Here is a 12,573-nt window from a genome sequence, read left to right as displayed (position 1 = left end):
AGAAGACACTGTTTTTTACGAAATCACGAAAGGACGTGGCGCTTACGGCATTCCTCGAAATTTCCCATCTGCGCAAAGTATATGGAGATAATGTTGCAGTATCTGACTTTAATATCTCCGTGGAGCGGGGGGAATTCATCTGCTTCATCGGTACTTCCGGTTCTGGGAAGACAACGACGATGCGGATGATCAACCGCATGAATGAACCAACTTCAGGAACAATTAAAATTAATGGTGAAGATGTTACCAAAATGGATCCGGTGAAATTACGCCGGCGCATTGGTTACGTGATTCAAAATATCGGCCTGCTGCCCCATTTGACCATCAAGGACAATATTCTGATGGTGCCCAAGATGCTGAAATGGGATCAAAAGCGCATGGACGAACGGGCGGTCGAAATGATCAAGATGGCCGAATTGCCCGAAGACTACTTAGACCGCTATCCCAGTGAACTCTCCGGCGGCCAGCAGCAGCGGGTCGGCGTGGTCCGGGCCTTAGCCGCTGATCAGGAATTGATTTTAATGGATGAACCCTTCGGTGCCTTGGATCCGATCACCCGGGATGCCCTGCAGGACTTGGTTAAAGACCTGCAAGAACGGCTGGGCAAGACCTTTGTCTTTGTCACCCATGATATGGACGAGGCCTTGAAGCTGTCGACTCGCATCGTGGTCATGTCCCACGGGGAAGAAGTCCAGGTGGATTCGCCGGAAGAAATTCTGCGCCACCCGGCCAACAAATTCGTCGCGGATTTGATTGGTGAAGATCGTTTAATTCAAGCAAAACCGACGATCACCACCGTTGGCCAGATTGCCCGGCCGGCGGTCTCCATCGTGCAAACGGCGACCTTGCGGGAAGCCTTGACTTTGATGCATAAGACCCGGGTCGACACCTTATTGGTCACCGATCCCGATGGTATTTTGCGGGGCTATGTGGACTTGGAAGTGATCAATGACCACTTCCGGACCGCCGACACCGTTGAATCGGTCATGAACCCCAAGGTCTTCTATGTCCGCCAAAGTGCGGTCATTTCGGACACCGTGGACCGGATCTTGAAGCGGGGTTACCGCAACGTCCCGGTCGTGGATAATGCTGGTAAATTGACCGGTATCGTTACCCGCGCCGCCTTAGTCGACATGGTGTACGATGCCTTGGGCAGCGGCACATCCAACGATGACGGCCAAGATCGCTCCACAGACGGTCCGCGCACTGACATCGGCACCACCGATGTTAAGGAAGGCGCCCAGGCCGTTGACCCTACCCCTGACGATAAGGAGGAGGTGCCTGCCAATAATGGTCACCTTTCTTAATCAATACGGCGGTCAGCTGATGCAGGAGCTGGGCGAGCATATCTACATTTCTGCTGTCGCCCTGGCCTTGGGGGTCATTGTTGCGGTACCGCTGGGCATTCTGTTGACGCGGGCGAAGAAAATCGCCGGCTTTGTCATCGGTTTGACCAGTGTCTTGCAGACAATTCCTGCCATGGCGCTGCTGGCCATGATGATTCCAATTTTTGGGATCGGCACCACGCCGGCAATCGTCGCGCTGTTCATTTATTCCTTAATGCCAATCTTGCGGAATACTTATATCGGTATGTCCGACGTCAATCCGAACTTGTTGGATGCCGCCAAGGGTATGGGCATGAGCAACTGGCAGTCCATTAAGTGGGTTGAGTTTCCCCAGGCCGCGGGCGTGATCATGTCCGGCATTCGGCTGTCGGGGACTTACGTCATTGCCTGGACCGCCCTGGCATCTTATATCGGTGCTGGCGGTTTAGGGGACATGATTTTCAACGGCTTGAACCTGTACCGTGGCGACTTGATTCTGGGCGGCTCCATCCCGGCCATCATTCTCGCGCTGGTCGTTGACTGGCTGCTGGGCTTGGTCGAGAAGAAAGTCACTCCGGCCACTACGCAGGAGGTGTGAGTTGATGAAAAAGACATTGTTTAACAAGCTCACCTTCCTGTTCGCGGGGGTATTGGCGGTCGTATTCCTGGGCGGTTGTTCCTTCAGCTGGCCCGGTTTAGCTGGTACATCGGCGGATACCATCAAGATCGGCTCGCAGAACACAACAGAACAGCAGATCATGGCGAATATGATCCAACAAATGATTCAGCATTACGATAAAGACACGCCAACCACGATTCTGAATAATCTGGGTTCCGGCAATGTCAGTTTCCAAGCGCAAAAGCGCGGCGATACCGACATGACCGCTATCCGGTACAACGGGACCGACTATCAGACGGTGCTTGATCTTAGCGGTGAAACTGATCCCAAAATTGTTAATGATCAAGTGTTCAAGCTGATGCAGTCGCGTTACCACATGACCTATTTTCCAAGCTATGGTTTCGCGGACACATACCAATTCATGGTGAGCCAGAAATATGCCAAGGCCAATAATCTGAAGACGATTTCGGACATGAAACGGGTCGCTCCAGATATGAAGGTCGGTATCGACCAAATTTGGGCGAACCGCCGAGGGGACGGCTATTCTGCTTTCCAAAATACTTACGGTTTCAGTTTCGGCCACGTTTATCCGATGCAAATCGGGTTGGTCTACGATGCGCTGGAGGCAGGCAAGATGGATGCCGTCTTGGGCTATTCCACTGACGGTCGAATTCGCAGCTACAATTTGAAGCTCCTGCAGGACGATAAGCATTTCTTCCCGCCGTATCAGGCCAGTGTTGTGGTGAACGATGCCGCCTTGAAGGCCCATCCGAAACTCAAGGGAATTTTGTCCCGGTTAAATGGCAAAATTAACTTAACCACGATGCAAGAATTGAACTATCAAGTGGACAACAACCTGGTAGAACCGGCCGTGGCGGCCCAACAGTTCCTAGAGAAGCACAACTATTTTGAGAAAGGGGCGGATTAATTGTGCAAGGCATGAATTTGTGGCAGCAATTGGTGTATTATTTCACCCACAACGGCCAATATATCCTGGATCAGTTTAATCGGCACTTCCTGATCTCAATTTACGGGGTGATTATCGCCGCCATCGTGGGGATTCCCATTGGCGTGTATATTTCACGGCACCGCCATCTGGCCGCATGGGTCGTCGGCGCGGCGAATGTGATTCAAACCGTACCTTCCCTGGCGATGGTCTCGATCATCATGCTGGGCTTAGGGCTTGGCGTCAACACCGTCATTTTGACCGTGTTCCTCTATTCCTTGCTGCCGATTATTAAGAATACCGATACCGGGATGCGCAATGTGAATCCGGATATTCTCGATGCTGGGAAGGGAATGGGCATGACCCGGTGGCAGATTTTGCGCCAGATCGAACTGCCCTTGTCCTTGTCGGTCATTATGGCCGGTTTGCGGAATGCGCTGGTCCTGGCTATTGGGGTCACCGCTATCGGCTCCTTCGTCGGCGCCGGCGGTCTGGGCGATATCATCATTCGCGGTACCAACGCCACCAGCGGCGGCGCCATCATCCTCGCTGGGGCATTGCCCACAGCCTTGATGGCGATCATCTCCGATGGGGTGCTGGGCTACCTGGAACGGCACTTCGCGGCGCGGACCCAGTAATTTGCACCATTCGCGGCTTTCTGGTACCATCAAGGCAACATGAATTCCAGTGCGGATCATCGCAGTAGGAATCGTTGCTCCTGATCAGAAAGCAAGCGGGTGCTGTGAGCTTGTCAGTCAACGATGCCGAAGTACAATGAACCAGCAGTGCTGGACGGTCGTTGATCGTTAATCGAACGAAGTTGGCGTCTTGGACGCAAGCTGGGTGGTACCGCGGCAATCAGTCGTCCCAATACACATTTGTATTGGGGCGGCTTTTTTGTTGCGTTACTGCCGACGACCCGTGAAGAAAGGGAGAAATGACACACATGGATTTAATTGAAGACTTGCAATGGCGCGGGGCCATTAATCAGCAAACCGATGCCGAGGGCTTACGGGAAGAACTCAAACAGCATCCCGTAAGTATATATGTTGGGACCGATCCCACGGGGGATTCTTTGCACGTCGGCCACTTGATTCCGTTTATGATGCTCAAACGGTTCCAGGAAGCCGGCAATCACCCGGTGATGCTCATTGGCGGCGGTACCGGCTCCATCGGTGATCCATCGGGGCGCAACAGCGAACGGGTGCTGCAATCCATGGACCAGGTTAAGGAAAACCAGGAAAAGCTGACCAATCAGCTGGTTAAATTGTTTGGCACCCAGGACTTCCAAGTGGTGAACAACTACGACTGGCTGTCTCAGATTTCAATCTTGGATTTCCTGCGGGATTACGGCAAATTATTCTCCGTGAATACGATGCTGAATAAGGAAGTCGTGGCCAGCCGGTTGGAGACGGGAATTTCATTCACCGAATTCACTTACCAGATCCTGCAATCCGTCGACTTTCTGCATTTGTTCCGGCACAACGCCGTGCAAGTCCAAATGGGTGGCGCGGATCAGTGGGGCAACATCACGGCCGGCGTGGATTTGATCCACCGGATCGAGGGCCCGGAGACAAAGGTCTTCGGCTTGACGATTCCGCTGATGCTCAAGGCCGACGGTACTAAGTTCGGTAAATCTGCCGGCGGGGCGGTGTGGCTGGATCCGAAGAAGACCACGCCCTACGAGTTCTACCAATTCTGGCTCAACCAGGATGATCGGGATGTGGTCAAGTACTTGAAGTACTTCACGTTCTTAAGCCATGAACGAATCGATGAACTGGCGGATGCCGTTCAGGAGGCCCCGGAAAAGCGGGAGGCCCAACGAACGCTGGCACAAGAAGTGACAAAGTTCGTCCACGGTGAAGACGCGGTGGTCACTGCCGAGAAGATCTCCCATGCGCTGTTCTCCGGCGATCTGCGGGCCTTGACGGCGGACGAAATTGCCCAGGGCTTCAAGGATGTACCCTCTGTGGACGTGCCCAGCGGCCAGACTGGCATCGTGGAGTTCCTGGTGGATCTGACCCATATTGAGCCGTCCCGCCGGCAAGCCCGGGAGGACGTCCAGAACGGGGCAATCTATGTGAACGGTGAACGCCAGCAGAGTCTGGACTTTGTGGTGGATACGGACGCGGCTTTTGGCGGCCATTATGTGATCATCCGCAAGGGGAAGAAGAAGTACACGTTGGTGAAAGTGCAGGCGTAAGACGATGAGCGTTTATGTCAACGACCTGCGCTCGGCGGTCTATGCGTTTCCGGTGTTAGCGTTTATCATCGCGCTGCCGTTTATGTGGTGGCATTATCACAAATACGGCGCGGTGTCCCGCTGGCGGGTCTTTTGGACCTATATCTTCGTTTTCTATCTGCTGTGTGCGTATTTTCTGATCATTCTGCCGCTGCCGGACCGGGCGGTGGTGGCGAAGCTGACCACGCCAAAGTATAATTTGGTGCCGCTGACGTTTATTCGGGAGTTTTTGAAATACAATCCGTTGCAGCTCGGCAACGTGCACACGTGGAAGGCAGCGCTGCTGGCGCCTACCGTAATTCAGCCGGCGTTCAACGTGGCGCTGACGATTCCCTTTGGGGCCTTTTTGCGGTATTACTTCCATCGGCCATGGTGGCAAGTGATCATCAGCAGTTTCTGTCTGTCGCTGTTCTTTGAATTGACGCAGCTCAGCGGGCTGTACGGCGTTTATCCGCGGCCGTACCGGTTGTTCGATGTGGACGACTTGCTGCTGAATACCACGGGCGGCTGGATCGGGTGCGGCTTGGCCCGGCTGGTGATGCCGATTTTGCCGACGGACGCGCAGATGGATCACAGTGCGGCCAAGCACGCAGAAAATGTCTCGATGTGGCGGCGGCTGGCGGGGTTCGTTGTGGACTGGCTGGCAGCGCTGCTTCTGGCTACGCTGATTGGCGTGGCTGTGAGCTTGATTGGGCGTGTTTCAGCACCGGGTTGGCTGACGTGGGCGGTACTGTTCCTGTGGCTAGTGGGACCGCCGACGTTTGGCCGACAGACGCTGGGGATGCGCACGGTGCGCTTGCAAATGCGGACGATGCAGGACAACCCAGTGCATTGGTGGCAGCCGGCGGTGCGGTTCCTGGTGGGGTATGGCGTGCCGGTGGGAGTGCTGTACGGCACTGCGGAGTGTGTCAATGCGATCAACGGGATCGGCTTCAGCCGGTTTACCTGGGCTGGTGTTGGGATGTTGGCGGGGTTGTTGGTGCTGTCGCTGATGTTCGGTGATTGGTTGTTGGCGTTTGTCATGCGGAGTCATTTGCTGGTGTTTGAGTGGGTGACGCGGACGAAGCTGGTGAACAAATAGGTTGGTCGTTGATTGCCGTGCCAATGCTACGCAAGCTGAAGCGCAAGCTGAAGCGCAAGCTAGTGCGAAGCCGAAGGCGTAGCTAGCCATGACGGCGTTTTGAGCCCGCTTCGCGGTCTCAAAATCGCCTAACCACATCGGCGGCAAAGCCGCCGTGTGGTTTCCATGGCTGAGCCCCATCCGCCTCCGCTTGCTTCGCATTGGCACTAGATTCGTCGAAACTGACACATTCAAAAAGAAGCATTCACGCTGAATTCATTTCAAGCGAGAATGCTTCTTTGTTTGGATTCGGATTATTTTTTCTCCTGTACAATGTAAATGGGGCGGTGTTTGACTTCTAGGTAGATGTTGCCGATGTATTTGCCGACAATGCCGAGGCAGAGGAGTTGGAGGCCGCCGACGGCGAGGAAGATGGAGACCATGCTGGGCCAGCCGGGGGTGGGGTCGCCGTTGATCATGGCCCGGACGATGATGAAGATCAAGGCGCAGACGGCGCCGACGAAGGACAGCAGGCCAACGAAGGAGGCAATGGCCAGGGGAGTCTCAGAGAAGGCGACGATGCCGTCCAGGGAGTATTTGAACAGGCTCCAGAAGGACCAGTGGGTCTCACCGGCAACGCGTTCCACATTTTCATAAGGGATGTACTTGGTCTTGAAGCCGACCCAACCGAAGATGCCTTTAGAGAACCGGTTGTATTCCGTGACGGACAGGATAGCATCCTTGACCTGCTTGGTCATCAGCCGATAATCTCGGGCACCGTCAACGATTTCTGTTTTCGAGATCTTATTGATCAGCCGGTAGAACATCCGGGCAAAGAAGGAGCGAATCGGTGGTTCGCCAGCCCGGGTGACCCGCCGGGTGCCGACGACGTCGTAGCCCTCATCAAGGATGCCGGAGAGCATCTGCGGCAGCAAATCAGGCGGGTCTTGCAGGTCCACGTCCATCACGGCAACATAGTCGCCGCCGACATTCTGCAAGCCGGCGTAAAGGGCGGCCTCCTTGCCAAAGTTGCGGGAGAAAGAAATATAATGAACGTGGTCTGGATCTTTTTCCTGTAATTGGCGCATTTCCTTCAGCGTGTTATCGGCGGACCCATCGTTGACGAAAAGATATTCGACCGCGTAGTCGGCGAGCTTTTCGTGAATGACTTTTTCCACCGTATCATAAAAAATCGGTAATGCTTCCTGCTCGTTATAACAGGGGACGACGAGACTGATTGTGGCCATTGTTTACTCCTCTTGCTTCTTTTCTGCTGATTCTTGGATATTGGTATTGGCATCACTGCTGTGGAAGATCCACTTACTGAAAACGTAATTCATTAAAATGACCACGACTTGGTCGACGATCTTTGTCAGCATCGCGCTGGCGTGGAGCAGGTCGATACCAACCCACATGATGGCCATGTCAGCCAGGTAGCTTACGCCACGTGCGGCGAAGAACCAAAACATTTCTTTGAAAAAGGCACTTGCCGTCGTGTAGGGTGACCGGAAGACCCAAGTTTTATTGGTGAAAAAGGCAAAAGTCACTGATAAAAACCAGGCGATGGTATTGGCCAGAGCCCAGCCGAGATGCAGCGACGTTTCATGCAGGACCCAAAAAGTGACCAAATTCACCAGGGTGGTCAGCCCGCCGAAGAAGGCGTACATGATGAAATCATGGTACTGGTAGTAGAGATGCCGCAGCTTATCCATAAAATCCTCCCAAATTTCTTCCTTATCAGTTTACCCGTTTAACGCCGGTCAGACAACATAGAGAGCGGCGCTCGTAAACGGGCTCAGGCCGACAGAGGCTAGGGCAGAAGGACAACCGGGCAAAAACCTCAGTGCGGGTTTGTGCCCGGTTGTCCTTCTGCCTACGCCTCTGACCGTCGGCCTTCACCCTCTGGTGACTAAGTAGTAACCTCGCCGTAACCCAACTGTAACCTTGCTCTGCTATTCTTAATCCTGTTGCCGAATCAGTGGCAAACGACAAGCATACGCGGGAGTGGACATCTTTGAAGACAAGTAAACAATTTTTGCGGGTACTGAGCGTTCTAGCATTAAGCGGCACGTTAGCCACCAGCCTGACCAGTGTGGTTCGGGCCGATAACATCAGCGATACCAAGGACAAGATCAGCAGCAACAAGAGCACAACGTCCCAATTACTGGCCAAGATTCAGGATCAGCAAAAGACGCTGGCGAAGCTGAACAATCAAGTTTCTGAAAAAATCAATGATATTGATGCCAACCAAAAAGCAATCGCGTCAGTGACCAAAGAAATCGCCGCCTTCGACACGAAGATTAGTGCTGCCCAGAAGCAGGTCACTGATCGGACCGACGTGTTGAAGAAGCAATTGGTGGCTTTGCAAAAACAAAGCAGCAATTCTATTTCCGGCAATGTTTACGTGGACTTCGTTTTAAATAGCAAGGATTTCTCCGATTTGATCAGCCGTTCCATGACGGTCAATAAGCTGAGTGCCGCTAACAAGGATGCGTTGGATGCCGTCAACGAGGCCAAGCAGCAATTGTCTGACTTGCGTCAAGACAAGGCGGACAGCAAGCAATCCTTAGAGGATAAGCAAGCGACCCTGGTCCAACAGAAGAATGATCTGGAAACTCTGAAGACCAATGCTCAGAAGCAGCAGGACGCCTTCAATAAAGAATTAGAGGACCACAAGGGTGAATTAGCCGCTCTGCAGGCCCAATTGAGCCAGCAGACTGCTGACGCCGCGAAGAAGGCCCAGGAGGACGCGGCTAAGCAGGCCGCGGCCCAAGCGGCAGTCGCTCAGGCCGCAGCCAGCGCGGCAGCCGCTTCGGCGAGCAGCAGTTCTTCGGCCAGCAGCCAAAGCAGCACGGCGACCAGTACCGTAACCACCGGTTCGAACCAAGGCAGCTTGATTGCTAACGTGCAGCAATATCTGGGTGTGCCTTACGTTTGGGGCGGCACTACGCCGGCCGGCTTTGACTGCTCCGGGTTGATCTACTATGCCGCCCAGCAGGCCGGTATGAGCCTGCCGCGGACTTCCCAAGCCCAGAGTACCCTCGGCACCCAAGTCTCCGTCAGCGACCTGCAGGCCGGCGATCTGGTCTTCTGGGGCGGCGTTGGCTCCGCGTACCACGTCGGCATCTATATCGGCAATGGCCAATACATCCACGCCCCGGCGCCTGGTCAAAATGTGACGGTCGGCAATGTGGCTTACTTCCGGCCGGACTTTGGCCGCCGCATCTAATCTGACTATTTATTAATAAAGTCCCACTTTCCGGCTCGTTTCTATTTTTAGAAACGAGCTTTTTCTTTCTCAATCCCCCGTTCCCCGGCATACTTTGGTAGAATAGACTTAGCACATTGTATGAGGAAGGGTTAACGCATGGCTAAAAAGAAGCACAATGAACTGTGGATCATCACCGGGGCGGCGGGTACTGGGAAAAACACCGTCAGTGAGTATTTGTATTCCCAATACGGCATTCCCCGGGTGCTGACCCACACAACGCGGGCTCCGCGGTCAGGGGAGCAGAACGGAGTCTCGTACTACTTCGAAACGCCGGAGACGTTTGCCCAGAAGCACCTGATCGAGCAAGTCACTTATGATGGTCATCAATACGGCTCGTCCCGGGAAGCCTTGCAGAAAGCCTGGGAGAAGCACCGTATCGTCAGTTTGGTACTGGACACCGAAGGCGCAAAGAGTTATATTGAGACCTTTGGCAATCACATCTTCTTGCTGTTTATTACGGTGCGTCATCCCGACAGCCTGCGCCAACGCATGATTGACCGCGGCGATCAGCCCGTGGCCGTTGAAGCTCGGCTGCACAGCCCGGAGTATCAGCGGGATCTTAAATTACCAGAAGAACTGGTCCCGGTCGCCCACCTGATCCACAACGATACATGGGTAGAAGCAAAGCAGGAGATTGACGCCTTACTCAAACGCGAAGCGGTGCGCATGGCGTCCGAAGAGCTCTAAAAATGAGTTTACGATGAGTTGTACTCAGGTATCCTCATCTTTTCGTTAATTGGTTCAAACCGCACCATTAAGCCATTCACATCAGTTGTCACGTATTTTTTCGACAAATTACGTGACAACTGCTTTTTTTATCATGTATTATAGTAATTGTAAGTTCTACAAGAGAAGGGGATGCTGTCCATGTCAATGATTGAGTTTCATGACGTCGAGAAGTATTATGGCAAGTTTCATGCCCTTTACCACATCAATCTCACAGTTGAAAAAGGTGAAGTGGTTACAATAATCGGACCTTCGGGCTCGGGCAAGAGCACCTTGCTGCGGACAATCAATGGCCTGGAACGAATCAGCTCCGGTCAATTGATCGTCAATAATTTTGATTTGGCGGATAAGAAAACGGACATGAACCGGACCCGCAAAAATGTTGGGATGGTTTTCCAGCATTTTAATTTATACGCCAACAAATCTGTCTTAGACAATATCACCTTGGGACCGCGGCTGGTCTTGAAGGAATCCAAGGATAAAGCCGAAGAAGAGGCACGAGCGCTGCTCGATCTAGTCGGTTTATCTGAAAAGGCCAAGAGCATGCCCAACCAGCTCTCTGGCGGCCAGCAGCAGCGGATCGCCATCGCCCGTTCCTTGGCGATGAAGCCCCAAGCGATCCTGTTCGATGAACCGACCAGTGCGCTGGATCCGGAAATGATCGGCGATGTATTGAACGTTATGAAGAAAATTGCCGAGCAAGGCATGACGATGATCGTCGTGACCCACGAAATGGGCTTCGCCGAAGAAGTGGGCGATCGGGTCGTCTTCATGGATAACGGCCACATTCTGGAAGATTCCAAGGACGTCAGAAGTTTCTTTGAGAAACCCAAGGACGAACGGGCGCAGGAATTCTTGAGCAAGGTCATCAACCATTAAGATCGGAGGGACAGGTATGCGCAAATTTAGAAACTGGCTGTGGCTCTTGCCGCTGCTGGCGCTGTCCGTTCTGTTGAGCAGTTGCGGCACCAAGTCCGTGGCCGATGAGGATATCCTGGACCGCGCCCGGGCAACGAATTCCGTCACCTGGGGAGTCAAGAATGATACCCGGCTGTTCGGGCTGATGGACATCAGCAGCGGCGAAATCAAGGGCTTCGATATTGATATCGCCAAAGAAGTATCCCGGCGGATCTTCGGCCAAAACGTTAAGATCAATTTGGTGCCGGTCACCAGTCAGACCCGGATCCCGTTGCTGAAAAACGGGAACGTGGACGCCATCATTGCCACGATGACGAATACACCGGATCGGCAAAAGGTTGTCGACTTTTCAGATACTTACTTCAACGCCGGCCAAGCGCTGCTGGTGAAGAAGGGCAGTCCAATCAAGAGTGTCAAAGACTTGAATAAGAACACGAAGGTCATTGGGGTCCAAGGATCCAACTCCGTGCAAAACATTAAGAAAGTCGCGCCCGACGCGCAGGTCCTGCAACTGAGCGATTACGCCCAGGCATTCACAGCTCTGCAATCAGGTCAGGGCGATGCATTGACGACCGATAACGGGATCCTTTACGGGATGTCCGCCGACAATCCTGATTACGTGGTGGTCGGCGGCACTTTCACTAAGGAACCTTATGCCATTGCCGTCAATAAGGGCCAACGAGATTTTCTGGACCAGATCAACGTCGCGCTGTCGTCCATGCGGACCGATGGCACATATAAGAAAATCGAAGACAAATGGTTCGGCAACATCGCGGGCTTCTCGGATGGGGGGTTGAAATAATGTGGACCATTTTTACCAATAATTTCGGCATGTTTATGGAAGGACTCGGCTATACGCTGGGTGCCAGCTTGCTGTCGCTGTTCTTCAGTTTGATCATCGGGACGATCTTTGCGCTATTGCAGATCAATCCTAGCCGGACGGCGCGCATCTTTGGCCGGATCTATGTGGAATTCTTCCGGAACGTGCCCTTGCTGGTCATCACGATGTTCTTCTACGTCGTGATTCCCCGCCTCGGCATTCCCCTGAGCGGATTTGCGGCCGGGTCCATCGGCTTGACCCTGTACACTTCCGCGTTCATTGCAGAGACCGTGCGGGCGGGCATTCAATCCGTTGACCCGGGCCAAATGGAAGCGGCGCGCAGCAACGGCATGACCTATGTCCAGGCGATGCGCTACATCATTTTGCCCCAAGCCATCAAGATCACCGTCCCGCCGCTGGGCAACCAGTTCATTAACCTGGTCAAGAACTCTTCCGTCTTGGCCTTTGTCGCCGGGTTCGACTTGATGTATCAGGGCAATTTGATTGCCTCCACCACGTTTGAAACTACCACGACGTATGCCATTGTCGGGATACTGTACTTAATCATTACCCTGCCGATGAGTTACGGTATGACTTACCTGGATCATCGCTGGTCTGGTAGAAACACGAGAGAGGAGGCTTAACC

The 12,573-nt window shown here is 53.4% G+C and carries 13 protein-coding genes; 11 read left to right on the top strand and 2 right to left on the bottom strand.

From position 1 onward, the window contains the following. Window positions 1–35: 35 nt before the first annotated feature. The 6 genes from FMM01_RS07090 to FMM01_RS07065 all read left to right on the top strand — a co-directional run bounded on the left by FMM01_RS07090 (window position 36) and on the right by FMM01_RS07065 (window position 6,213). Window positions 36–1,307, top strand: coding sequence for a betaine/proline/choline family ABC transporter ATP-binding protein (locus tag FMM01_RS07090; protein WP_146994363.1), 1,272 nt, complete (start codon window positions 36–38; stop codon window positions 1,305–1,307). Further along, window positions 1,291–1,923: an ABC transporter permease gene (locus FMM01_RS07085; protein WP_027827784.1), complete on the top strand. Its 633-nt coding sequence runs from the start codon at window positions 1,291–1,293 to the stop codon at window positions 1,921–1,923. The genes FMM01_RS07090 and FMM01_RS07085 overlap by 17 nt, the downstream gene beginning before the upstream one ends. Window positions 1,924–1,927: 4 nt before the next feature. Next, window positions 1,928–2,872, top strand: a complete 945-nt coding sequence (locus FMM01_RS07080) for an osmoprotectant ABC transporter substrate-binding protein (protein WP_150392033.1) — start codon at window positions 1,928–1,930, stop codon at window positions 2,870–2,872. A gap of 2 nt (window positions 2,873–2,874) precedes the next feature. Next, complete coding sequence (locus tag FMM01_RS07075) at window positions 2,875–3,528, top strand: ABC transporter permease (RefSeq protein ID WP_027827786.1); 654 nt, start codon at window positions 2,875–2,877, stop codon at window positions 3,526–3,528. Window positions 3,529–3,836: 308 nt separating this feature from the next. Further along, window positions 3,837–5,093: a tyrosine--tRNA ligase gene (gene tyrS, locus FMM01_RS07070; protein WP_150392032.1), complete on the top strand. Its 1,257-nt coding sequence runs from the start codon at window positions 3,837–3,839 to the stop codon at window positions 5,091–5,093. A gap of 4 nt (window positions 5,094–5,097) precedes the next feature. Further along, window positions 5,098–6,213 (top strand): VanZ family protein, encoded by a 1,116-nt coding sequence (locus FMM01_RS07065; protein WP_150392031.1) that lies wholly within the window; start codon window positions 5,098–5,100, stop codon window positions 6,211–6,213. Between the two features lie 293 nt (window positions 6,214–6,506). Here the strand turns inward: FMM01_RS07065 and FMM01_RS07060 are convergent, their stop codons facing one another. Both FMM01_RS07060 and FMM01_RS07055 read right to left on the bottom strand, forming a co-directional pair. After that, window positions 6,507–7,439, bottom strand: coding sequence for a glycosyltransferase family 2 protein (locus tag FMM01_RS07060; protein ID WP_150392030.1), 933 nt, complete (start codon window positions 7,437–7,439; stop codon window positions 6,507–6,509). Window positions 7,440–7,442: 3 nt separating this feature from the next. Next, window positions 7,443–7,904, bottom strand: coding sequence for a GtrA family protein (locus tag FMM01_RS07055; protein WP_150392029.1), 462 nt, complete (start codon window positions 7,902–7,904; stop codon window positions 7,443–7,445). 302 nt (window positions 7,905–8,206) lie between these two features. Here FMM01_RS07055 and FMM01_RS07050 point away from each other — a divergent pair, with 302 nt between their 5' ends. The 5 genes from FMM01_RS07050 (at window position 8,207) to FMM01_RS07030 (ending at window position 12,571) form a co-directional block, all read left to right on the top strand. Next, on the top strand, window positions 8,207–9,421 hold the full coding sequence (locus FMM01_RS07050; RefSeq protein WP_150392028.1) for a C40 family peptidase: 1,215 nt from the start codon (window positions 8,207–8,209) through the stop codon (window positions 9,419–9,421). A 138-nt stretch (window positions 9,422–9,559) separates the two neighbouring features. After that, window positions 9,560–10,150: a guanylate kinase gene (locus FMM01_RS07045; RefSeq protein WP_027827793.1), complete on the top strand. Its 591-nt coding sequence runs from the start codon at window positions 9,560–9,562 to the stop codon at window positions 10,148–10,150. A gap of 180 nt (window positions 10,151–10,330) precedes the next feature. Beyond that, window positions 10,331–11,068, top strand: a complete 738-nt coding sequence (locus FMM01_RS07040; RefSeq protein ID WP_027827794.1) for an amino acid ABC transporter ATP-binding protein — start codon at window positions 10,331–10,333, stop codon at window positions 11,066–11,068. Between the two features lie 16 nt (window positions 11,069–11,084). Then, on the top strand, window positions 11,085–11,909 hold the full coding sequence (locus FMM01_RS07035; RefSeq protein ID WP_150392027.1) for a transporter substrate-binding domain-containing protein: 825 nt from the start codon (window positions 11,085–11,087) through the stop codon (window positions 11,907–11,909). Then, the gene (locus tag FMM01_RS07030; RefSeq protein WP_027827796.1) at window positions 11,909–12,571 is read left to right on the top strand and encodes an amino acid ABC transporter permease; all 663 of its coding nucleotides are present in this window, start codon (window positions 11,909–11,911) and stop codon (window positions 12,569–12,571) included. Before FMM01_RS07035 ends, FMM01_RS07030 begins: the two co-directional genes overlap by 1 nt. The last annotated feature ends 2 nt before the right edge of the window (window positions 12,572–12,573 follow it).

Origin of the sequence: Schleiferilactobacillus harbinensis (assembly GCF_008694105.1) — a bacterium.
Lineage (GTDB): Bacteria > Bacillota > Bacilli > Lactobacillales > Lactobacillaceae > Schleiferilactobacillus > Schleiferilactobacillus harbinensis.
This window is presented reverse-complemented; position numbering and strand designations above follow the sequence as displayed.